The sequence below is a fragment of the Leucobacter sp. NPDC015123 genome, assembly GCF_043080205.1.
GTDB classification, from domain to species: domain Bacteria; phylum Actinomycetota; class Actinomycetes; order Actinomycetales; family Microbacteriaceae; genus Leucobacter; species Leucobacter aridicollis_A.
Window position 1 is genome coordinate 50,924 of the sequence record NZ_JBIBVH010000007.1, and the last position, 21,473, is coordinate 72,396.

Below are 21,473 nucleotides of genomic sequence, written 5' to 3' on the forward strand. Positions count from 1 at the left end.
TCGGATCACCTGAGCCAAGGGAGGTCCCAGGTGCGCAACAGTCGACACGCACTCCAGCGCGGCGAATCAGTGAGGCAGCGCCGCCTGCTGCTCGAGCGTGCGCACGAGCGCTTCGTTGCCGACCATTCGCTCGCCGAGGACCCGGACTCCCGGCGCACCTTCGCTGCTCAGAGCGATCTTCGCCCGGTCGTGCTCGAATCGTGGGTGCGCTCGAAGCGGCACTCGATCGACCCGAACGTGACCCCGGGCGCGAGGCCACTGTCGCCTGACGAGCTCGAGGAGCTGCAGCGCCTCCATCCGATCGCACGAGTACTTCCAGTCGTGAACAGGCTCCTGCTCGACGAGGCGACTCAGGCTGGATTCGTCGTTGCCATCGGCGACGCCGCGGGCAGGCTGCTGTGGGTCGATGGCGACAGGCGGCTGCGGTCGGAAGCCGAGGAGATGGGGTTCGCCGCTGGCGCCGACTGGTCTGAGAATGCTGTCGGCACGTCGGCGCCGGGCTCGGCGCTGCTGCTCGGCGACTCGATCCAGGTGCTCGGCGCTGAGCACTACAACCGCGCCGTGCACCAGTGGAGCTGCACCGCGGTCCCGGTACACGAGCCCGAGAGCGGCGCGATCATCGGTGTCATTGACGTGACAGGCAATGACGCTGCAGCCTCGCCGCACATCCTGCCGCTCGTGGAAGCCACGCGGGCTGCGGTCGAGGCCGAGCTCAAACTTGTCGCCATGCGCGCGGCACTTGAGCGCAGTCACGAACGTTCGAGCGAGCGACGCGTCACGTCGACTGCTCATCCACCGCCCAAACGCGAGCCGAAGCAGGCAACGCCGCGGCTCATGCTCCTCGGGCGCGACCCTGCGCTGTTTGAACACAGCGGCGGGTTCGTGAGCGTCAGTAGACGCCATGCCGAGATCCTCGCGGCACTTGCTGAGGCGCCGAACGGGCTGTCTGCCGCGGCGCTCGCGGATCAGGTCTACGGCGAGCCTGGTGCGGAGCACAGCCTCAGACCCGAGGTCGTTCGTCTTCGCAAATGGTTGATTCAACACAGAGTCGGTTTCGAACTGCTGTCTCGCCCATACCGGCTGAGCGGCCCGCTCAGGCTCGACGCGCTTGAAACACTTGAAGCGCTCGAGCGGGGCGCGCACAGGCTCGCACTCGCAGCGTACGAGGGGCCCGTGTTGCCATCCTCAGATGCGCCCGTCATCGAGCGGCTGCGACACGAGGTGGACTCGACGCTGCGCGAGTCAATGCTGCAAACAGCGGCCGCTCCGCTGCTCTTCGAGTACGCCCAGAACTGGGCGGTCGATGACGCGCAGGTGTGGGAGGCGCTGCTGCACGCGCTCCCCCCGCTCTCGCCGAAACGCACGCGCGTAGTTGCGAGGCTCGAGACCATCGAAGCCGGGCGATGACGGCGGTGCTGCGGACCCGGCGCAACCTAAATGCAACCTTCGCAGACCTACTCTGACACCACGAAGCGCGGGTACTCCCGGCTTCGGCACTTCGACAACGACGTCAGAGAGAGGTAGCACCATGACTGTCTACGCATTCCCAGGACAGCCCGATTCGCTCGTGACCTTCAAAGGCCGCTACGAGCACTACATCGGGGGCGAGTGGGTCCCGCCTGTGAAAGGCCAATACTTCGAGAACATCACCCCGGTGACCGGGCAGGCGTTCTGCGAGGTCGCCCGTGGCACCGCTGAAGACATTGAGGTGGCCCTCGACGCGGCACACGCGGCAGCTCCCGCGTGGGGAAAGACGAGCCCGGCCGAGCGTGCCGTGATCTTGAACAAGATCGCCGACCGTATGGAGGCGAACCTCGAGATGATCGCCGTCGCCGAGACGTGGGACAACGGAAAGGCTGTGCGCGAGACGCTGAACGCCGACATCCCACTCGCGATCGACCACTTCCGCTACTTCGCCGGCGCGATCCGCGCGCAAGAGGGCGGCCTCTCCCAGATCGACGACGACACTGTCGCCTACCATTTCCACGAGCCACTCGGGGTTGTCGGCCAGATCATCCCGTGGAACTTCCCCATCCTCATGGCGGTGTGGAAACTTGCCCCTGCGCTCGCCGCAGGCAACGTGGTCGTCTTGAAGCCTGCCGAGCAGACCCCGGCGTCGATTCTCGTGCTGTTTGAACTCATCGGTGACCTGCTGCCGGCCGGCGTGGTGAACATCGTTAACGGCTTCGGCGCGGAGGCAGGGAAGCCCCTCGCGTCGAACAAACGTATCCGCAAGATCGCGTTTACAGGCGAGACGACCACTGGTCGGCTCATCATGCAGTACGCCTCAGAGAACATCATCCCGGTGACGCTCGAGCTCGGCGGTAAGAGCCCCAACATCTTCTTCGATGACGTTGCGGCGAAAGACGACGCGTACTTCGACAAGGCAAAAGAGGGGTTCACGATGTTCGCCCTCAACCAGGGCGAGGTGTGCACGTGCCCGTCACGCGCCCTCATTCAGGAATCGTTCGCCGACGACTTCCTCGACGCAGTTGTCGCGCGTACCGAGCTCATCAAGCGCGGCAACCCGCTCGACACCGACACGATGATGGGTGCGCAGGCATCGAACGACCAGTTCGAGAAGATTAAGTCGTACCTCGACATCGGCCGCCAAGAGGGTGCGAAGGTGCTGACGGGTGGGGGAGTCGACGACCTCGGCGGGGATCTCTCCGGCGGCTTCTACATTCAGCCGACAATCTTCCGCGGCGACAACTCGATGCGCATCTTCCAGGAAGAGATCTTCGGCCCTGTGGTCTCGGCGACAACATTCACCGACTTCGACGACGCGATTCGCATCGCGAACGACACACTGTACGGCCTGGGGGCCGGTGTCTGGAGCCGCGATGGTAACACCGCGTACCGTGCGGGCCGGGCGATTGAGGCGGGTCGTGTCTGGGTGAATAACTATCACGCGTACCCGGCGCATGCGGCGTTCGGTGGCTACAAGTCGAGCGGCATCGGGCGCGAGAACCACCTCATGATGCTCGACCACTACCAGCAGACCAAGAACCTGCTCGTGAGCTACAGCCAGAACGCGCAGGGCTTCTTCTAGGCCCTCCCTAGGTCAGCTCGTTCGACCTCCCGAACACACACCCCAGATTCACAACGGGTTGCAGCGTGGCAGCCCACGAAAGGAATACGACAATGACAACAACCACTATGCGTGCCGCCTCCGTGCCGGCATTCGGCAAGCCGCTCGACGTCGGCGACCAGAGCGTCCCGACGCCCGGTCCCGGGCAGGCGCTCGTTCGGGTGCTCACTACTGGCGTCTGCCACACAGATCTGCACGCCGTCGAGGGCGACTGGCCTGTGAAGCCGAGCCCACCGTTCATTCCGGGCCACGAGGGCGTCGGACTTGTCGAGGCCGTCGGCGAGGGCGTCACAAACGTCGCAGTCGGAGATCTCGTCGGTAATGCGTGGCTGTGGTCCGCATGCGGGCACTGCGAGTTCTGCCGCACAGGCTGGGAGACGCTCTGCGAGCAGCAGCAGAACGGTGGCTACTCGGTCGACGGCTCTTTCGCTGAGTACATGCTCGTCGACGCGACCTACGCCGCCGTTGTGCCCGCGGGGTCAGACCCTGTCGAGGTTGCGCCCGTGCTCTGCGCAGGGGTCACTGTGTACAAGGGCCTGAAGGTGACTGGCGTGCTTCCCGGGCAGTGGGTAGTGATCTCGGGAATCGGTGGCCTCGGCCACATCGCAGTGCAGTACGCGGTTGCGATGGGGATGCGCGTCGCCGCCGTCGATATTGCCGACGACAAGCTTGCGCTTGCGAAGAAGCACGGCGCTGAGGTGACTGTGAACGCGTTGAGTGAGGATCCGGTCGAAGCCATCCAGCGCGAGACAGGTGGAGCGCACGGTGTGCTCGTGACAGCCGTGCACCCGTCGGCGTTCGGGCAGGCGATCGGTATGACGAGGCGCGGCGGCACGATCGTCTTCAACGGCCTACCTCCCGGGGACTTCCCCGCGCCGATCTTTGACATCGTGCTCAAGGGCCTGACGATCAGGGGGTCAATCGTCGGCACCAGGCAAGACATGATCGAGGCACTTGACTTCTACGCGAGGGGCCTTATCCACCCGACAGTCTCCGAGCGCCCGCTCGACGACGTCAACGATGTGCTCGACGAGATGCGTGCAGGCAAGATTGACGGCCGCGTCGTTCTCAGGCTCGCGAGCGCCTAACTCATAGGCCTCGGGAGGCGGCTCACCGCCTCCCGAGGCCAACTCAGTTTTCAGGATGGAGACGATGATGACACCGGAGTCAACGCCCGATCCGGCCGAAGTGCTTGGGGACGAAACCCGTGGGGCCGTCGACGCGTGTGAGGTGGGCGGCGCTGTCGCGCCTGGGCCAGAAGACACAGCTTCGATTCTCGGCGTCGTCGATGCGCGCCCGGAGATCGCGGGTGAGCATGCGAGCAGGCTCGCTTTCACACCAGCCGCGATCGAGCTCATCGAGCGGCTCTGGGCGATGCACGGCCCCCTCATGTTCCACCAGTCCGGCGGGTGCTGTGATGGCAGTGCCCCCATGTGTTACCAGGAAGGCGAGTTCAAGACGGGCGGGCAGGATCTGAAACTCGGCACGCTCGAGCTGCCGCCAAGCGCCGGTGAGAACGCGCCGCGCGAGATCGGGTTCTGGATGTCTCGTGAGCAGTTCGCAGTGTGGGCGCACACGCATCTGACGATCGATGCAGTGCCAGGGCGAGGGTCGGGATTCTCGCTCGAGGCCCCGGAAGGCAAGCGGTTCCTCATCCGCTCGCGACTCATCTCGTAGTCGCCCTCCGCCACCTCGAGCTCGCAACGGCGTCCTTTCGGGGCGTGCGTGGCCTTGCTACGCTGGAGGGGATCCCGACAACTGTTGAACGAGGTGCGCTATGGGAGCGATCATGGACTGGCTGAATGGCCTGCTCGACGGGTCGCTCATCGCGGGCGGCATCTTTCTCATCATTGGCGTCGTCGGCGGCATCCTCCTGCTGCTTTCGCTCGTGCTCGACGGAATCTTCGATGCATTCGATTTCGGCGATGGCCCGCTGAGCCTCACGACAATCGCAGCGTTTACCGCGATCTTCGGCTTTACGGCTTTTGCGCTTGTTGGCGCGGGCCTCCCCACCCCGCTCGCGGGGCTCCTCGGTGCGCTCGCGGGCGTGCTCGGCGGCGCAGCTGCGTGGTGGTTGAGCAAGGTCATCAGAAGCGCTGAATCGTCAACGGCGGTGAGTGGCGATGAGCTTGTCGGCTCAGTCGCAGGCGTGGTGCTTGCGATCCCTGCCGGTGGTCTCGGCGAGGTCGCGCTCGTGCGGCACGGTGAGCGCGTCTCGCTCTCGGCGACCGCAGACACCGCCATCGCGCGGGGCACGCAGGTGCGCATCGCCCAGACAATCACCGCGACATCGGTGCGGGTTGAACCCGTCGCCGCGACGGCTGACCCGAGCGCACAGCCCACCTAACTCGTCCGTGCCGGCATTGGTGTCGGCTTCATTCACAACTGAACTTCCCCGGGAGGGAAAATGTTCTTCATTACCCCAGCAATCGTCGGCGTGTTCGGCGCGGTGGTTGCGCTCGTGCTTATCGCGCTTGTCATTATCAAGCGCTACCGCATTGCGAAGCCTGACGAGGCGATCATCGTCACCGGAGGCAAGGGGAAAGAGATCAAGTCGGCTGACGGCGCGACAGTTCGCGACATGTCTGGCCAGAAGGTTGTGACGGGCGGCGGTGTCTTTGTGCTGCCGTTCGTGCAGAAGTCGTTCACAATCTCGCTGCGCTCGCGCCGCCTCTCAATCACCACCGAGGCGCAGACGACCGACGGCATCACGATGCAGGCGCAGGCAGTGGCGGTTGTGAAAGTCGGCGGGACGCAGGAGATGATCCGCGCCGCAGCGCAGCGATTCCTGTCAAACTCTGACGAAATTGACGAGTCGACCCAGGAAGTACTCTCGGGCTCGCTTCGCTCGATTATCGGTGGGCTGACAGTCCTGCAGATCATTCGCGACCGCGCCGTTGTTGCGCAGAGCGTGCTCGAGGCTGCAGAGGAGGCACTGACGAAGCAGGGCCTCGTTGTCGACACGTTGCAGATCCAAGAGATCCGCGACGGCGCCGACTACATCGCAAATATTGGCCGCCCGGAGGCAGCGAAGGTTCGCCAGGCGGCAGACATCGCCGAGACCAATGCCTACCAGGCTTCTGAAGAAGCAAAGATTGCTGCAGAGAAGGTCCTGCTTGACCGCAACCGAGAGCTGAAGCTCCGCCAGGCTGAGATTCAGGCCGAGACTGACAAGGCGAACGCGCAGGCGCAGGCGGCGGATCCGCTCGAGCAGGCAATCCAGCAGCAAGCAATTGTTGAACAGCAGCAGATCACGGCTCAGCGCGAGGTCGCGCTGCGCACCGAGAAGCTGAACGCAGACGTTCGCGCGGTCGCCGAGGCCGAGGCGTACAAGGTCGAGGCGCTCGCGAAGGCCGAAGCCGCTGCCGCGGTGTCGGCGGCGGACGGTCGTGCGCAGGCTGTTGAGCGCGAGGGTCTTGCAGCTCGTGCGGCGCGTATCGCCGCGTCTGAGGCTGTCGCGGCCGAGGGCCGGGCAGAGGCCGAGGCCATCCAGGCGAAGGGAACGGCAGAGGCGATCGCGGTCGAGGCCCGCGCACGCGCCCTCGAGACCCAGTCGCAGGCTGTGCTTGCCCAGGAGCTCATCCACAGGCTCCCGGAGATCGCGGGCGAGTACGCGCAGGCTATCGCCGGCATCGACAGCATGACTGTCGTTTCAGCCGACGGCACTTCGCGGGTCGCGGGCGACGCTATGGGCAACCTGAAGGGCCTCCTGGAGATGGCGCGAGAAACGGTTGGGGTCGACCTCGTCGGCATGCTCAACGGCGTCGTCACGGGTAGCGCGGCAGGAGCCGCAGCCGGGCGCGCTGCGTCGTCCTCGAGCTCTGACGAGCCCGCCTTCGCCGTCGCTGAGCGCGGCGCCGAGGAGGAGACCTCGGGTGCCGACCTGACAGCTGCGGTTGACGAGCGACCCGCGAGCGATGGGGCGACTGGCGTCGCCAACGCCGACGAGGAGCCGACTCGCTAAAGCTGCACCGACGAGGCGCAGGCTGACAGGGCAGAATAGGGGTATGCGGCGTACCCGAAATACTCAGGAGACCACGGTGCTCCCCTCGCAGGGGGCCGAGCAGGTGCTCAGGGGCGCGGGTGATCCCGGGACACTCCCGGGCCACCCTGCGGGAGCCAGCCACCAGGCAGGAGCGGCGCCGCAGCAACCTGAGGAGATTGTCGTGCGCGTGCGGCGGCATGGCAGGCATCTCACCATTCCCGTGCTGCTGTTGTTCGTGGTGGCCGGGTTCGGTGGGTTTTTTATCGGCACGCTTCCTGAAGCGTGGATGAATCTCGCCGCCGCGGGCGGGGCAGCCGTGCTCATCGCGTTCGGCGTGATTGGTCCGCTTCTCGGCTGGCTCGCGCGGCGTGCGGTCGTGACGACGAGGCGCGTGATCTTGCATCACGGCTTCTTCGTCAGGCATCGCAGCGAGATTTCGCTCGCTCGCGTGCGTGAGGTTCGGTCAAAGCAGAACCCAGTCCAGCGCATCTGGGGGTCTGGCGACATCGATCTGCTCGTCGGGGCCGAGGCCACCCGGATCCCTGACGCTCCTGGTGTGAAACTGCTGCACGTTGCGCTCCAGGAACTCTCCGAGCGAAGCTACGACGAGCAGGTGCGGGCGACAGCCTTCGGAATGTAGCCGCAGCCGCAACACCTAGGTTGTGCGCGCGATGAGTACGTCTATGAGCTCACTCGCGAGCTTCACGAGGCGTTCGATCTCTGATTCGTCGCGGTCGATCCACCTGAACTCCGGGTCGCCAACGGGAACAAAGTTCTCGTGGCGCTCCCAGACCATGAGCGTTCGTTCAGCCCCAAGCACGTACTGCTGCCACCAGATCTGCCGTAGGTAGTTTCGAGGAATGACTCGCCATTCCTTGTTCGTCGTCTTGATCTCGGCAAGTTCAAGGGCGCCAGTCGCGCGCTCGACTAGGCCATCAGGCGTCGCAAGATGGCGGAGATCTGTCGCCGCGTGGAAGAGCGCCGAGCTTGGGCGGATCCCGTGCTCACGCTCGACCCACGCAGCGATCTCGGGCTCGCGCGCCTTGCCGTGCTCCGTGTAGGCGTTGCCGATGAAGCTGCTGCCGTACATCTTTTCGCGCGCCGCAGTTTCGATTGAGCGAGGAGTCGAAAGCTTTGCGACGTCGGTCGCGGTAATGCCGCGGGCCCGCGCGCGCATCCACGCGGCCCGATCGGAGCCGTCGGTGACGATGCGCGAGAGGTGTGCTCCAGAGCGGGCCGTGGGGCGTTCTGACTCGGAGATAAGCACCGAATCATTGTCGCACGACCCCCGAAGCTTCTGTGGAGGCGAGCCGCGTAGTCGACCAAATGGCGCGCGTGTGCCAAAGCTTAAGCTTATGTCGGCTCAAGAGTATACATGTGTTTGCAAAAGTTCGCCCCCAGCGTGCCCCCAGACGCGCCAGGCACTATATATGTATGACTGCCGAGACGCTCACGAGACAAGATGGAACAATGGTGCGCGCCCTCGTCGTGGACGATGAGGAGTCGATAACCCAACTCATTGCGATGGCACTTCGCTACGAGGGGTGGGAGGTGCGCTCTGCCGCATCCGGAGAAGAAGCGCTTCAGGCAGTCGCAGAGTTTCAGCCAGATGTTGCTGTCTTTGACATCATGCTCCCCGATTTCGATGGAATGCGGCTCCTCTCTCAGGTGCGCGCGAAAGGTGAGATCTTCCCGGTCCTCTTCTTGACTGCCCTCGACTCTGTCGAAGAGCGGGTCGCCGGCCTCACCGCTGGCGGCGACGACTACGTCGTCAAGCCGTTCAGCCTCGAAGAGCTCCTCGCCAGGCTTCGCGGCCTTGTGCGCCGCTCGCAACTACGTCTCGCGTCGCAACCCAACCCAATTCTCCGGGTCGGCGACCTCGAGCTCAACGAAGATAGCTATGAGGTGTCGCGTGGCGGCGAGCTGATGCAGCTGACGAATACCGAGTTCGAGCTGCTGCGCTACCTCATGCGCAACTCTGGGCGTGTGCTGTCGAAGGCGCAGATCCTTGACCGTGTGTGGAGCTACGACTTCGACGGGAAGCCGACTGTCGTCGAGTTGTACATCTCGTACCTCAGGCGAAAGATCGACGCCGGGCGTCCGGCCATGATCCACACCGTGCGCGGTGCCGGATACATGCTGAAGCCTGCCGACTAGGGCCTGAAGCCTGCCGATTAGGGCGTTAGTGTCCGATAAAAACCGGGCGCCGCTTCTCGAGGAAGGCTGACGCTGCTTCGATGGCGTCGCTCGTGCGCCCACTCGCGATGTTTCTCCGAGCCTCGCGCGCGATCGCGAGCTGGAACTCAGGGGTGGTCTCGGTGAGGTTTGCCTTCACGTTCCGCAGGGCAATCGGGGGCTTCGCTGCGAGCCCCTCGGCCATAACGTGTGCCTCAGTGTGAAGTTCATCGTCGGCAACGACGCGGGTAACGAGGCCGATCCGGAGCGCTTCGCGCGCACCCACTTTCTCGTTGAGGAAGAACAGCTCCTTCGCTTTCGCCTCACCGAGCAGGCGGGTCAGGAGCCAAGTGCCTCCGAAGTCGCCCGAGAGGCCAGCGTCAAGGAACGCGGTGCGGAACACTGCTGTGTCTGACGCGAGTCGCAGATCGCAGGCCGCGGCGATCGAGAGACCAGCGCCTGCGCAGGCGCCGCGGATGGCGGCGATGGTGATGAGTGGGCTCTCGCGCAGGAGCACTGAGATCTGCGTCGCGCCGAGCAGTTCGCGAACGCTCGTCTCGCGCGCGGCGCCGCCCTTCGTGAATCCTCCTGCCGAGAACTTGTCGAGATCGCCCCCGACGCTGAAGTGGGCGCCAGCGCCGGTAAGCACGAGCACGCGAACTTCTGTTGAATCGGTGAGGTGCTCGAGCGCAGAGCGCACATCGCTCACGAGGTCGTCGCTGAACGAGTTTCGCTTGTTTGGGCGGTTGAGTGTGAGCGTGGCGACTGCGCCGTTGATCTCGATTGTTGCGGCACTGCTCGTTGGTGCGTGCATGGGAAGCTCCTTTGCTCCGGGAGTGTGGCGGGGAGTTCGCGCCATCTCCACCCTCGCCTGGCTTCCTGGGAGAACGGCCCACTGTTGCGCTGATTTTTGCTACCCGTAAGGGTGTGCTATTCTTCTAGCTGGCCCAAGACCGCCGGTAGAGTTCGCAAGAACTCCGGAACGCTCGCAGCCTCCAGTAATGGAAAGTGCGAGGACCAGCGCAGGTACAGAACTCCTTGACATGCGAACTTGTTCCATGGATTTGAAGCTCCGTGCGTGCGCGCCGGAGCTTTTTCAGTTTCTGGGAATCGCTTCGTGCGGCACGGCCACCCGTGAGGCACTCGCTTCACGGCTACGACAATCAAGGGAGCGCCATGGCTACGAAGGACGCTACGGTCGCCGATCTTCAGAAGCAGTTTGAAGAGTCGGGCGCCGTTCTGCTGACTGAGTACCGCGGTCTCACGGTTGCTCAGTTGCAGGAACTCCGCAACAGCATCCGCGAGCACGCGACGTACGCTGTGGCGAAGAACACGCTGACCAAGATTGCGGCCAACAAGGCCGGAATCACTGCGTTTGACGACGAGCTTGCTGGCCCGTCGGCACTCGCATTCGTGCACGGTGACACTGTCGCCGTCGCGAAGGCGCTGCGTGACTTCGCCAAGGCAAACCCTCTTTTGGTGATCAAGGCTGGCTACTTCGATGGCAAGCCTCTGACCGCCGCTGAGGTAGGCAAGCTTGCCGATCTCGAGAGCCGCGAGGTGCTGCTGGCCAAGGCTGCCGGCGCCATGAAGGCTTCGCTGATCGGTGCTGCACAGCTGTTCAACGCTCTGCCCGCCAAGGCCGCTCGCGGCTTCGGTGCGCTGCAGGAGAAGCAGAACGCTTAAGGATCGGCATTCGCCGACCGCAAACAATCTGTTCCTGCGCGATGTGCAGGGCAAACATCAAGGAGAATCATCATGGCTAAGCTTTCGACTGAAGAGCTGCTTGAGCAGTTCAAGGGCCTGACCCTCATCGAGCTCTCGGAGTTCGTCAAGGCGTTCGAGGAAGAGTTCGACGTTTCGGCTGCTGCTCCGGTTGCAGTTGCTGCTGCTCCGGCTGCTGGCGCAGCTGAGGCTGTCGAGGAGAAGGACGAGTTCGACGTCGTCCTCGAGTCGGCTGGCGACAAGAAGATCCAGGTCATCAAGGTTGTGCGCGAGCTCACCGGCCTGGGCCTCGGCGAGGCTAAGGCTCTCGTCGAAGAGGCACCGAAGACCGTTCTCGAGGCTGCAAAGAAGGACGCAGCTGAAGAGGCAAAGGCTAAGCTCGAGGAAGCTGGCGCTGGCGTAAAGCTTGCGTAAGTTTTCGCTCTAGCGAACTGAAGGTGGGCCGTCCCGATTGGGGCGGCCCACCTGTGTTTGTGGAGCGGGGTTCGTTAGACGCTGAACCGTACCTCGGCCGCGAGCTGTGCTCCGCCAGGCACCTCGCTGCCGCGCAGCGCGAGGACGCGCCCGCCGCTCGCGAGCACCTTCGAGGCGAGCTGGTCGACGAGGCTGTACCCCGGGGTGCTGTCGGCCACGAGTCCGCCAACCTGGTCGTCGAGTGTGCCTTCGGGGTGGGCATCCATGTCGACGTAGAGCGTTGAGATGGCGCCCGCCACGGCTGCGCGGGAGATGTCGGTCAGGTCGATCACCGCGCGGCCGGCAGACTGGAGGTTTCCGAACTTTTCCTGGCGCTCAGCAAGCTCGTCGGCGTAGTAGGCGTCGAGGATCTCACGCGCGGCAGTGTCGATCTCCGTGGAGCTCAGGTTGTCGGGGTTTCCCGAGATGCCAGCGTCAAGCAGTTTCGCGTTGCGGGTCACTGACCTGAAGACGCTGTCGAGGGGTTGCGCCGCCGCCAGGATCAGTGGGCCGCGCGTGCTTCGAAGCACGGGCGCGATCGCGCGGTCGACTGCCCGTGCGTAGCCGAGGAGACGTGCGTCGTGGCCCTCTGGCCCGTGCAGCCGGCGGCGGTGAGAGTCCACTCCAGGGTCTTCGACGTTGAACGTGTCGAGGAGGTCGCTTGGCAGCTCGGGGACTGGCAGCTCGGAGCCGCGATGGTCTGGCCCGATGACGATGAGCCTCACGTCTTTTTGGCTGAGCGCGAGCACTGTCGCGTCGTGGGCGAACGTGATCGTGCGAAGAAGCGGCACGACCCTGAAGTGGTTACCGGAAAACCACTCAGACTCGAGCTCGTTGGGGAGCCTGTAGGCGACGGTGCGCTCGGGGCTCGCGAAGACGACGAGGCTGTGCGATAGGTATCGCCAGAGCTGGGTGTCTTCAAGCAGGGCGCGTAGCCCGGCCTCGGTTGCAGCGATTTCCGCAGCGTCTCCACCGTGCGCGGTGTGTTCTGCGACGGCTTCGCTCACGAGGTTTCCGAAGCTTATTCGGTTCGCCTCGGCATCTGTCGTCACCGGTGACGTTCGTAGCACGATGGTGATGAGGTTCGGGCGCTCAACCGCAGCGAGCTGCTCGATCTCTGAACGGAGCGGAATATCGGTGTGCATGGGCGATCCCCCTTCAACGTCGTCGCGGGACAGCGGGTTCGCGCCCCACGTGAGAGAATCCCTGTGGGAAACTCCCGTGGGATCCTTAGCCCCTACCTTGCCCGATGAAGCGTAAAAAAGGAATGATGCAGTTGTGCAACGCGCGTGCACGCGCGAGGGAAACCGCGCGAGATCCCTATGCGAGCTCTCCCGTCGCCGTGTGCGCGAGGTCGGCGGTGAGATGCGTTGGAACGCCGCCGAGCAGTGTCGCAGCGACGCCCGGCGGCCGGAACCCGGCCGGGCCTATTGGGAGTGCAGCGGTGAGTGGATCTGAGTCGAGCAGCACGAGATCGGCGTGATCGCCCACGCCCGGAGCGAGCGGACCGCGCATCGAACACGTGAGAGCTGCAGCTACCGAGATGCGCTCCTCGGGAACCCAGGCCGGGCTTCCTGCGCTGGCGCGCGTGACGGCGGCGGCGATCGCGTGCCATGGGTCAAGCGGCGCGACAGGGGCGTCAGACCCCAGCACGACGTTCGCCCCACTTGCGAGGAGGGACGCGAGCGGGAACGCGCGATCCGCCCGGTCAGCCCACTCGGCACGCATGCTTGGGACGTCGTCGATGAGGTGCGCTGGCTGAACGCTCGCGCCCACGCCAAGCGCGGCGAAGCGAGCAATGTCCGAGCTGCGAAGCAGCTGGGCGTGCTCGATCCTGCCAGCCGCCCCGGTTGCCCCGAAGGAGTCGAGCGCCTGCGCGTTCGCGCGGTCACCGATCGCGTGTACCGCGGCCCAATACCCTGCCCGTTTCGCCCGCGCGAGGAGCGAGGAGAGCTCCGCTGGCGCAACAAGCTCGCGACCGTGCCCGCCGCCGTCGTAGGGCTCGCAGCAGAGCGCAGTGCGAGTTCCGAGGGACCCATCGGTGATCACTTTGAGTGGCCCGACGGAGACGAGCCCGTTTGTTCCAATCGGCGAGCCCGAGCCCAGACCGCAGTCGATGGCGCGATCAAGGTGCTCTGGGTAGATTGCGCTCTCGACGCGCAGCGCGCGAAAGCCGCCGAGCTCTCGCCGCGTCCAGTCGTCGAAGCTCCACCTGATCTCAAAGTCGACAACCCCGACGACGCCGAGCGCCGCTGCACGTCGTGCCGCGAGATCCACCGCTGCGTCGAGCGCCTCATCGGTGGTGCGGTCGAGCTCGGCGACAAGCCCAAAGCACTCGTCTTCAACGACGTGCGCAGAGTGGTCGGGAGAAAAGCCGTACTTGGCAAGCGCCGCGCTGTTGAGCCAGGCACCGTGGAGATCGAGCCCGACGAGCACGATGGGCACACGGCTGCTCACGGAGTCGAGCTGCTCGCGGGAGAGCCCGCCCCAGTCGCCGCCTCGCACGCGCATGCCGATGAGCTCGGTCGGCGCGCTTCCCGACAGGTCAGGAGCAAGGTAGCCCGCCGCGAGCTCGAGTGCGGCCGCCGGCGAGTCCGCAGTGACAAAGTCTGGGCGGCTCGACTGCTGGGCCCACTGCCCGAGGTGCACGTGCTCGTCCCACAGCCCCGACGTCAGCACCCGGCCGTCGGCGCGGAGCGTCCGCGCCGACGCAGCGCTCACTCCGTCGAGCTCGGTGAGGGCCCCGGCTGGGGTGACGGCCGAGATGACGCCATCGCCTCCGATCCAGACGTCAGTGACCGTGCTCGACCCAGGGAAGCGAGCCCCTTGGATGAGCTGGATTGCGGCGTCATGCATCAGGTAAGCCTACGTCGTCGCGCGGTGCGCGACTGCGCCGCCGAGCACGGTGAGCAGGACGGGGGCTTCGGCGAACTCAGCGGCGTCTGCGGTGAGCGGGTCAAGCCCGAACGCAGCGAGATCCGCGACAGCGCCGACCCGCACGAAGCCATCGGCTGGCCTATCGATCGCTGCCCAGCAGTTGTGGGTGATGGCGGCGAGCGCGCGCTCCGGCGTGAGCGCCTGGTGCTCGTCGACGGCTGGGGTACCGGCCCCGTGCCGCTTCCGATTCACCGCTGCCGCGAAGACGCGGCGCGCGTCGAACTCCTCGACGGGCCAATCCGAGCCGAGGGCGACGATTGCCCCGGCGTTGTCGAGGTCGGCAACGCGCCAGGCGTTGTGTGCGCGCTCAGATCCAGCGCCCAGCAGGGTCGTCCACATGTCGAGCCCGTCGGGGCGCTTGCAGAACGCGTGAATCGGCTGCATGCTCGCGGGCACACCGAGCTCAGCGAACCGTGGCACGAGGTGATCGGGGATCGTCTCAACGTGTTCGATACGATGCGTTACACCGCGGGCGTCTGCTGGCAGTGAGGCGACGGCGTCGAGCACGAACTCGACGGCGCGGTCGCCGATCGCGTGCGTTGCGGTCTGGATTCCGCGCGCAGACAGCGTGTGTATCGTGCGGGTGAACAGCTCGGTCGGCGACCAGTACGGTTCGAGCCCGCCGCCTCTGGTATCTGCCTCGAACAGCCAGGCTGAGCCGTTGTCGATGCTGCCGTCGAGCATGAACTTCACGCCTTCGACGTGCCAGCGGCGGCCGCCCGTGCCCTGCAGTGCGACGATGCGCTCAAGCGTCTCATCCCACGGGTCGCTCGCCCGCCAGAGCGGTGAGACGCGCACGCGGGTTGCGAGCTCCCCGGTCTCCTCAATCGCCCGCAGCACCTCGATGTCGCCCTCTTCCATGTTCATCTGGTGAAGCGACGTGTATCCGGTGGCCGCGAAGTCGGCGAGCTTCGCTCTGACCGCGGCGACGCGTTCTGCGAACGGCATTCGCGGGTAGAGGTCGGTGACGAGGAGCTCGGCGTCTGACTCGATGAGGTAGCCGGTCGGGGTGCCGTCCTCGTACACCTCTATGGAAGCGTTGTTGCCAAAGTCTCGGGGGCCGTCGATGCCGGCGAGCTCAAGGGCGCGCGGGCTGGCGATCACTGAGTGGCCGTCGAACAGCAGCAGGTACCCCGGGCGGCCACCGAACGCCTCGGCGAACGGCGCGTTCGTGAGTTCGCCCCCGACAAACATGTCGAATGAGAGACCGAACCCGCGAATCCACTCGTCTTCCCCGCGGGACGCGGCGAACTCGGCGATGCGGTCGGCGACCTCCGCGATTGAGGTGCAGCCGTGAAGCATGAGCGCCTCGTGTCGCGACTCGGCACCCGAGAGCGGGTGCACGTGAGCGTCGACGAAGCCAGCGGTGATTGTCGCGTCGCCGAGGTCGATCGTCTCCCCGGCAGCCACATCCCAGGCGGTGGCGTCTGCCCGCGACCCGACCGCAACGATGACCCCATCGGTGATCGCGACGGCGTCTGCACGCGGCCCGTTCACCGACGACAGCGGCTCTGCAGGCGCTCCCGTGTGCACGCGCCCGCCGAGCACGACGAGGTCGGCACGAAGCTGGGTCGTCGACCCGGATCCTGATCCAGTGACGGAAGCGGCAATCGCGCCTGATGAGATCTGCGGCTCAGACATCATGTCGCGGGTCCTTCCTGCTCGACCGAGAGGATCGGTTGAGCCAAGTCTGTAGTTTGCGCTCGGCGCAGCCGCTGCACCGCGGGGTCGGGCACGGGAACCGCGGCAATGAGCCGCTGCGTGTACTCGTGCTGCGGGTGGTGCAGCACCTGCTCGGTCTCGCCGATCTCGACGAGCCTGCCCCGCTGCAGTACGCCAACGCGGTGGGCGAGCAGCTCGACGATCGCGAGGTCGTGGCTGATGAACAGCGACGCAAAGCCGAGCTCGCGCTGCAGGCCCGTGAAAATGTCGAGCACCTTCGCCTGCACAGACACATCGAGGGCGCTCGTCGGCTCGTCTGCGATCACGAGCTCGGGCTGCAGCGCGAGCGCGCGGGCGAGACCGATGCGCTGGCGCTGGCCGCCCGAGAGCTCGAACGGCTGCCGCTCTGCAAACGTGGCAGGCAGTTCGACTGCGTCAAGCAGCTCGAGCGCGCGGGCTCGATGCGCGCGTGCGCCGCCGGGCGCGCGGTGGATCCGCATCGGCTCGGTGATGCACTGCTCAACAGTCATGAACGAGTTGAACGAGGCTGCAGGGTCTTGGAACACGAAGCCGACGCGGCGGCGCAGTTCGCGCAGCTCGCGGCGCTTCAGGCGCTTGAGTTCGCTGCCAAACACAGTCAGCGACCCTGCGGCGATCTGCTCGAGGCCGCCAATCGCGCGCCCGATCGTCGACTTGCCCGATCCCGACTCACCAACGAGGCCAACGACCTCGCCGCGCGCGATCGTGAGGTCGACCGCGTGCACAGCCTTCACCGGGTTCGTGCCAAAGCCGCTCTTGTAGACGATATCGACGCCGCGGAGCTCGACGGCGCTTGCTGAAACTGCGCTTGCTGAAACGGCGTCTGCCGCAGCAGTCGCCGAATCCGCGGTGTCGAACTGTTCCGCTGAGTGTGTCGCGACGGCCGCATCGGCAATCGTCGCCGAGCTGACGCGGGATCCGCTGCCGAGCCTCGGCACCGCGGCGAGTAGCTGGCGCGTGTACTCCTGCTTCGGGTTTGCGAAGAGCTCCTCGACCGGCGCCTCCTCGACGAGGTCACCGCGGTACATCACGGCGACACGGTCTGCGAGGTCAGCGACGACGCCCATGTTGTGCGTGATGAGCACGATCGACGCACCAAACTCGTCGCGGCACTCGCGCAGCAGGTCGAGAATCTCGGCCTGCACGGTGACGTCGAGCGCGGTTGTGGGCTCGTCGGCGATGATCACCGACGGGCGTAGCGCGAGCGCCATCGCGATGATGATTCGCTGCTTCTGTCCGCCGGAGAACTGGTGCGGGTAGTCGCTGTAGCGGCGCTCGGGGTCGGGAATGCCGACCGCGCGGAGCATCGCGAGCGCGCGCTCCTTGCGCTCGCGGCCGTCGCTCATGCCGTGGGCCCGCAGGCCCTCCTCGATCTGCCAGCCGATAGTGAAGACAGGGTTGAGTGCAGTTGACGGCTCCTGGAAGATCATCGCGGCCTTGCCGCCGCGGATCTCGCGCAGCTCAGCGTCAGACGCGCTGAGCACATCGGTGCCCGAGAGCAGCACAACGCCTGAGCGCCTGGTGCGCGGCGGGAACAGCCCGAGGGCGGCGCGCGCGGTGAGGGTCTTGCCCGAGCCCGATTCGCCGACGATTGCAAGGATCTCGCCCTGCGTAAGTTCGAGCGACACGTTGTTCACCGCGTGCACGGTGCCGTGGGCGGTGTCGATGTTCAGCGTGAGCTGCTCGATCGCGAGCGGCGCTGCGGTGTGCGCCTGGGGTGCGGTTGTCGCGGTGCTCATCCGTTGAACTCCTTCTTCATGCGGCCCGGCGCGAACACTGCGACGGCGCGGGCGAAGATGCCCGGGCGGCCGGTGAACTCGCGTGAGCGCTGGTCGACGAGGTCGCGCAGGCCGTCGCCCACGAGGTTGAGGGCGAGCACCGTGATGATGAGGAACGCGCTCGTGATGATGATCATCTGCGGTGCCTGCATGATGACTGCCTTGCCGTCGTAGAGGATGTTGCCCCAGCTCGCGTGGGGTGCAGGCACGCCAGCACCGAGGAAGCTCATCGCGGCCTCGGTGATGACCGACTCCGCGAAAGTGAATGTCGCCTGCACCACGAGCACCGAGAGCACGTTGGGAAGAATGTGGCGGATCATGATGTGGAACATGCCCGCGCCCTGCATCGTCGCGGCGGTCACAAAGGTCTCGGAGGTGACAGCGAGCGCTCGTGCGCGCACGAGGCGTGCAATGCCCGGCGTGTAGACGATCGCGAGGGCGATGATGAGGTTCGTGACGCTCGGGCCGAGCGCCGCAGCGAGGGCGACAGCGAGCAGGATGGCGGGGATCGCCATGAGGCCGTCGCAGATGCGCATGAGGATCGCGTCGAGCACCGGGTTGAACACCGCGAGGATGCCGATGAGCGCGCCGATCACGCCACTCACGAGGGCAACAACGAAGCCGACGAGCAGCGACGTCGAAGCGCCGGAGATGATGCGCGTGAAGAGGTCACGGCCGAAGTTGTCGGTGCCGAAGATGTGCTCTGCAGACGGCTCTGCGAGGCGGTTCACCGGGTCGACCGCGTAGGGGTCGAGTCCGAGCACAGGCGGCAGCACGTACGAGATCACGAAGATCGCGAGGATGATGATGATGCCTGCCATGAACCCGGTGTTCGAGAGCGCCCGGCGCCACAGCGTGTTCTTCGGTGCCTCTGGGCGCATTGAGAGCACGGTCGTGTTCGGGACTGGCAGGTTGTGCGTGTTGGGTGCGGTCATGACGCTCAGGCCTTTCCGACGCGAACCCGCGGGTCGACGATGCCGTAGAGCAGGTCGATGAGCAGGTTGGTGAGGAGGTAGATGAGGGTGACAAACAGGATGACGCCCTGGATCACCGGGTAGTCGCGGCGCGAGATTGAGGTGACGAGCAGTTGACCGAGACCCGGGATGTTGAAGATCGTCTCGGTGACGGCTGCGCCGGTGACGAGGCCGCCGAGCGAGAGGCCGACGATCGTGAGGATCGGGAGGCTCGCGTTCTTCAGGGTGTGGCTGAAGAGCAGCCTGCGCTCGGCGACGCCGCGCGAGCGGGCCGCGTCGATGTAGTCGGCTGAGAGCACATCAAGCACGGCGGCGCGGGTCGTGCGGGTGATGAGCGCCGCGGTGATCGCACCGAGCGCGATGCCAGGCATGAGCAGCGTCTTGATGCCGTCGCCGAAGCTTTCGAACGGGTTCACGTAGCCCGAGATTGGCAGCCAGCGCAGCGTGAGGCCGAAGAGCAGCATCATGCCGATCGCAAGCACGAAGCTTGGCACAGTCATACCGAGAAGTGTGAAGCCGGTGACCATCTTGTCGAAGGCTCGTCCGCGGAACCGGGCGGCGATGGTGCCAAACGGTACCGAGAGCACGACCGCGACGATGATCGCGATAACGGCGAGCTGGATCGTTGGCACTGCGTTGTCACCGATCGCCTCTACAACGCTCTTGCGCAGGAAGTAGGAGTCGCCGAGGTCGCCGCGGAAGATACCGCCGACCCAATTGAGGTACTGCATGACGATCGGCTCGTTCAGGCCCATGCTCTCGCGGAGCGCAGCGACCTGGTCGTCTGCGGCCTTCTCGCCGAGGATGCGGCGGGCTGGGTCGCCAGGAGTGAGGTGAATGAGCGAGAAGATCACCACCGACACCACGAACAACACTGGGATGAGGCTCAGGAGCCTGCGAAAGATAAATCTAAGCATCTGCGTTCCGGGGTCGGGGTGAGCGGGGTGAGAAAAGCGGTGAAGCGGGGTGGATCAGGGCCGGCCGCGCGAGGCGACCGGCCCAATCCGGTGGGGCGTGATTGCGCTACGCTGCCCCGGTTAGTTCTTCCACTTGGCGTTCCACCACACAAAGTGGCCGTCGAACCAAGCGAGATCGAGATCCTTGTTCGCAGCGTAGACGTTGTGCGCGTCGCCGATGCGGCTCATCGGGCGGGTATCTTCGATCCACTGCTGCATGTCGCTGAACAGTGCGCTTGCGTCTGCCTGGGTGGGTGCGCTGCGGAAGTCTGCGAGCAGCTTTTGCAGTTCTGGGCCGTCGAAGTAGCCGGCGCGGGTCGGCAGGAAGCCGATTGTTTGCGTCGGGTCGAGCTCGGTGCCGAACGGGAACACTACAAGATCCCACTCGTCGCGGCGCTCGCGGTACTTTTCGCTGAACGCGCCCCACTCGTACGCGTCGAGGGTGGCGTCAACGCCCATGCCCTTGAGCTGCTCGACGACGACGACGGCCGAGTTGTATGCCTCGGAGTAGTCCTTGTTTGCGAGCACGATGACGGGCTGGCCGGTGTAGCCGCCGGCAGCCAGCATTTCCTTCGCCTTGGCAGGGTCAGCCTGGTTGAAGTCGGCCTTGCCAACCTCGGTGTCCCAGATCGACTTCTGGCCGAGCGTCATGTTGTGGTGCACGAGGTCGTAGAGATCCTTCGAACCGACAGCCGCGAGCATGATCGGGTCGCGGTCGAGGCCGGTGTTGATCGCCTGGCGGTTCTCGACCTTCGAGAACGGGCTCGTCTCTGCGTCTGAGTAGACGAGGTTGATCGGGCCAACCATGTAGGTGTCGAGCTGCAGGTTCTCGTCGTCCTTGAACTGGTCGAGGCTGTCAAACGGCAGCTCGGTCGTTGCGTCGTACTGGCCCGACTGCAGGCCGAGTGTGCGGGTTGAAGCGTCGGGCACGAAGTTGAACACGACCTCGCTGAGGGTCGCGTCCTTCGCGCCCGCGCGGCCGCTCGACGGCGCGTCGACAGGCACGTAGTCGTCCCACTTCTCGATCACGATCTTCTGGTCAGCGTCCCACTCGGCGAGCTTGAACGGGCCGGTGCCCACGAGATCCTCAAGCGCCTCGATCGGCTGGTCGCCGACCTTCGCGATGACCTCGCTCGGCAGGATCGCCGGGTACGCTGTCGACACCTGCGAGAGGTAGAGCAGGTGCAGGAAGCTCGGGTTCGTGACGTTGAGCTTGACTGTGCGGTCGTCGACCTTCGTCCACTCCGAGCCGGCAAATGCCTCCTGCGCTGCAACAGACACACGCGTCCAGCGGTTCATCGAGTCGACGACGTCGTCTGCGTCGAGGTCGCTGCCGTCTTGGAACTTCACGCCCTCGCGGAGGGTGAACGTGTACTCGAGCGCGTCTGCGCTCTGCTCGAACGACTCGGCGAGCATCGGCTGCACCTTGAGATCGGCGTCTGCAGTGACGAGGGTCTCGAAGACGGGGCCGGTGATCTCGCCCATGATCGAGTCAGTCGAGATCTGCGGGTCGAGGCTCTCGGGCTGCGCCGGAGTCACGAGGTTCACCGTGTCCTTCGCCGCGTCGCTGCCGCCCTCGGAGCTGCTCGACGGCGAGCAACCCGAGAGGACAAGTGCGCCAATGGCGATCGCGGCGGTCGCGCTGCCAACGCGTCGAAGCGCGCCGGCGCGCCACGATCTTGGTGCTTGAGTGGTCAT

Annotated in this window: 19 protein-coding genes; 10 read left to right on the top strand and 9 right to left on the bottom strand. The window is 65.3% G+C overall.

Going from position 1 to position 21,473, the window contains the following annotated elements:
- The first annotated feature begins 30 nt into the window (after positions 1 to 30).
- The 7 genes from ACF07D_RS13045 (at position 31) to ACF07D_RS13075 (ending at position 7,716) form a co-directional block, all read left to right on the top strand.
- Positions 31 to 1,407, top strand: a complete 1,377-nt coding sequence (locus ACF07D_RS13045; RefSeq protein WP_255808950.1) for a transcriptional regulator — start codon at positions 31 to 33, stop codon at positions 1,405 to 1,407.
- Positions 1,408 to 1,528: 121 nt separating this feature from the next.
- Positions 1,529 to 3,052 carry an aldehyde dehydrogenase gene (gene adh, locus ACF07D_RS13050; protein WP_391505195.1) on the top strand — a complete coding sequence of 508 codons (1,524 nt, stop codon included), beginning with the start codon at positions 1,529 to 1,531 and terminating at the stop codon, positions 3,050 to 3,052.
- Between the two features lie 107 nt (positions 3,053 to 3,159).
- Positions 3,160 to 4,179 (top strand): alcohol dehydrogenase AdhP, encoded by a 1,020-nt coding sequence (gene adhP, locus ACF07D_RS13055; protein WP_255809801.1) that lies wholly within the window; start codon positions 3,160 to 3,162, stop codon positions 4,177 to 4,179.
- A gap of 184 nt (positions 4,180 to 4,363) precedes the next feature.
- The gene (locus ACF07D_RS13060) at positions 4,364 to 4,768 is read left to right on the top strand and encodes a DUF779 domain-containing protein (protein ID WP_391505261.1); all 405 of its coding nucleotides are present in this window, start codon (positions 4,364 to 4,366) and stop codon (positions 4,766 to 4,768) included.
- 112 nt (positions 4,769 to 4,880) lie between these two features.
- A complete protein-coding gene (locus ACF07D_RS13065; RefSeq protein WP_255808952.1) occupies positions 4,881 to 5,438 on the top strand; it encodes a hypothetical protein in 558 nt (185 codons plus the stop codon).
- A 60-nt stretch (positions 5,439 to 5,498) separates the two neighbouring features.
- Positions 5,499 to 7,055: a flotillin family protein gene (locus tag ACF07D_RS13070; RefSeq protein WP_119281634.1), complete on the top strand. Its 1,557-nt coding sequence runs from the start codon at positions 5,499 to 5,501 to the stop codon at positions 7,053 to 7,055.
- A 43-nt stretch (positions 7,056 to 7,098) separates the two neighbouring features.
- A complete protein-coding gene (locus tag ACF07D_RS13075; RefSeq protein ID WP_162921004.1) occupies positions 7,099 to 7,716 on the top strand; it encodes a PH domain-containing protein in 618 nt (205 codons plus the stop codon).
- Positions 7,717 to 7,731: 15 nt separating this feature from the next.
- Here the strand turns inward: ACF07D_RS13075 and ACF07D_RS13080 are convergent, their stop codons facing one another.
- Complete coding sequence (locus ACF07D_RS13080; RefSeq protein WP_119281869.1) at positions 7,732 to 8,253, bottom strand: YqaJ viral recombinase family protein; 522 nt, start codon at positions 8,251 to 8,253, stop codon at positions 7,732 to 7,734.
- Between the two features lie 257 nt (positions 8,254 to 8,510).
- On the opposite strand from ACF07D_RS13080, the gene ACF07D_RS13085 reads away from it, so the two are divergent.
- Positions 8,511 to 9,233, top strand: coding sequence for a response regulator transcription factor (locus ACF07D_RS13085; RefSeq protein ID WP_119281632.1), 723 nt, complete (start codon positions 8,511 to 8,513; stop codon positions 9,231 to 9,233).
- A 25-nt stretch (positions 9,234 to 9,258) separates the two neighbouring features.
- Here the strand turns inward: ACF07D_RS13085 and ACF07D_RS13090 are convergent, their stop codons facing one another.
- Positions 9,259 to 10,065, bottom strand: a complete 807-nt coding sequence (locus tag ACF07D_RS13090) for an enoyl-CoA hydratase-related protein (protein WP_255808953.1) — start codon at positions 10,063 to 10,065, stop codon at positions 9,259 to 9,261.
- 362 nt (positions 10,066 to 10,427) lie between these two features.
- Here ACF07D_RS13090 and rplJ point away from each other — a divergent pair, with 362 nt between their 5' ends.
- Together rplJ and rplL are read left to right on the top strand one after the other, a co-directional pair.
- Positions 10,428 to 10,937 carry a 50S ribosomal protein L10 gene (rplJ, locus tag ACF07D_RS13095; protein ID WP_119281630.1) on the top strand — a complete coding sequence of 170 codons (510 nt, stop codon included), beginning with the start codon at positions 10,428 to 10,430 and terminating at the stop codon, positions 10,935 to 10,937.
- A 72-nt stretch (positions 10,938 to 11,009) separates the two neighbouring features.
- Positions 11,010 to 11,390: a 50S ribosomal protein L7/L12 gene (gene rplL / locus ACF07D_RS13100; RefSeq protein WP_119281629.1), complete on the top strand. Its 381-nt coding sequence runs from the start codon at positions 11,010 to 11,012 to the stop codon at positions 11,388 to 11,390.
- A gap of 74 nt (positions 11,391 to 11,464) precedes the next feature.
- On the opposite strand, the gene ACF07D_RS13105 is transcribed toward rplL, so the two are convergent.
- The 7 genes from ACF07D_RS13105 to ACF07D_RS13135 all read right to left on the bottom strand — a co-directional run bounded on the left by ACF07D_RS13105 (position 11,465) and on the right by ACF07D_RS13135 (position 21,473).
- Complete coding sequence (locus tag ACF07D_RS13105; RefSeq protein WP_119281628.1) at positions 11,465 to 12,574, bottom strand: hypothetical protein; 1,110 nt, start codon at positions 12,572 to 12,574, stop codon at positions 11,465 to 11,467.
- A 175-nt stretch (positions 12,575 to 12,749) separates the two neighbouring features.
- Positions 12,750 to 14,285, bottom strand: a complete 1,536-nt coding sequence (locus ACF07D_RS13110) for an amidohydrolase (RefSeq protein ID WP_391505196.1) — start codon at positions 14,283 to 14,285, stop codon at positions 12,750 to 12,752.
- Between the two features lie 9 nt (positions 14,286 to 14,294).
- Entirely contained in the window at positions 14,295 to 16,010 is a 1,716-nt protein-coding gene (locus ACF07D_RS13115; protein ID WP_391505197.1) for an amidohydrolase, read from the bottom strand.
- A complete protein-coding gene (locus ACF07D_RS13120; RefSeq protein WP_391505198.1) occupies positions 16,007 to 17,806 on the bottom strand; it encodes a dipeptide ABC transporter ATP-binding protein in 1,800 nt (599 codons plus the stop codon). The genes ACF07D_RS13115 and ACF07D_RS13120 overlap by 4 nt, the downstream gene beginning before the upstream one ends.
- Positions 17,803 to 18,780: an ABC transporter permease gene (locus tag ACF07D_RS13125; protein WP_391505199.1), complete on the bottom strand. Its 978-nt coding sequence runs from the start codon at positions 18,778 to 18,780 to the stop codon at positions 17,803 to 17,805. The genes ACF07D_RS13120 and ACF07D_RS13125 overlap by 4 nt, the downstream gene beginning before the upstream one ends.
- A 5-nt stretch (positions 18,781 to 18,785) precedes the next feature.
- On the bottom strand, positions 18,786 to 19,736 hold the full coding sequence (locus ACF07D_RS13130) for an ABC transporter permease (protein WP_119281624.1): 951 nt from the start codon (positions 19,734 to 19,736) through the stop codon (positions 18,786 to 18,788).
- A gap of 120 nt (positions 19,737 to 19,856) precedes the next feature.
- A complete protein-coding gene (locus tag ACF07D_RS13135; protein ID WP_119281623.1) occupies positions 19,857 to 21,473 on the bottom strand; it encodes an ABC transporter substrate-binding protein in 1,617 nt (538 codons plus the stop codon).

Coding starts and splice junctions, on each gene's coding strand:
- adh (WP_391505195.1), top strand. CDS start 1,529: ATGACTGTCTACGCATTCCCAGGACAGCCCGATTCGCTCGTGACCTTC.
- adhP (WP_255809801.1), top strand. CDS start 3,160: ATGCGTGCCGCCTCCGTGCCGGCATTCGGCAAGCCGCTCGACGTCGGC.
- ACF07D_RS13065 (WP_255808952.1), top strand. CDS start 4,881: ATGGACTGGCTGAATGGCCTGCTCGACGGGTCGCTCATCGCGGGCGGC.
- ACF07D_RS13070 (WP_119281634.1), top strand. CDS start 5,499: ATGTTCTTCATTACCCCAGCAATCGTCGGCGTGTTCGGCGCGGTGGTT.
- ACF07D_RS13075 (WP_162921004.1), top strand. CDS start 7,099: ATGCGGCGTACCCGAAATACTCAGGAGACCACGGTGCTCCCCTCGCAG.
- ACF07D_RS13080 (WP_119281869.1), bottom strand. CDS start 8,253: ATGCGCGCGCGGGCCCGCGGCATTACCGCGACCGACGTCGCAAAGCTT.
- ACF07D_RS13085 (WP_119281632.1), top strand. CDS start 8,511: ATGACTGCCGAGACGCTCACGAGACAAGATGGAACAATGGTGCGCGCC.
- ACF07D_RS13090 (WP_255808953.1), bottom strand. CDS start 10,065: ATGCACGCACCAACGAGCAGTGCCGCAACAATCGAGATCAACGGCGCA.
- rplJ (WP_119281630.1), top strand. CDS start 10,428: ATGGCTACGAAGGACGCTACGGTCGCCGATCTTCAGAAGCAGTTTGAA.
- rplL (WP_119281629.1), top strand. CDS start 11,010: ATGGCTAAGCTTTCGACTGAAGAGCTGCTTGAGCAGTTCAAGGGCCTG.
- ACF07D_RS13105 (WP_119281628.1), bottom strand. CDS start 12,574: ATGCACACCGATATTCCGCTCCGTTCAGAGATCGAGCAGCTCGCTGCG.
- ACF07D_RS13110 (WP_391505196.1), bottom strand. CDS start 14,285: ATGCATGACGCCGCAATCCAGCTCATCCAAGGGGCTCGCTTCCCTGGG.
- ACF07D_RS13115 (WP_391505197.1), bottom strand. CDS start 16,010: ATGATGTCTGAGCCGCAGATCTCATCAGGCGCGATTGCCGCTTCCGTC.
- ACF07D_RS13120 (WP_391505198.1), bottom strand. CDS start 17,806: ATGAGCACCGCGACAACCGCACCCCAGGCGCACACCGCAGCGCCGCTC.
- ACF07D_RS13125 (WP_391505199.1), bottom strand. CDS start 18,780: ATGACCGCACCCAACACGCACAACCTGCCAGTCCCGAACACGACCGTG.
- ACF07D_RS13130 (WP_119281624.1), bottom strand. CDS start 19,736: ATGCTTAGATTTATCTTTCGCAGGCTCCTGAGCCTCATCCCAGTGTTG.
- ACF07D_RS13135 (WP_119281623.1), bottom strand. CDS start 21,473: ATGACCACTCAAGCACCAAGATCGTGGCGCGCCGGCGCGCTTCGACGC.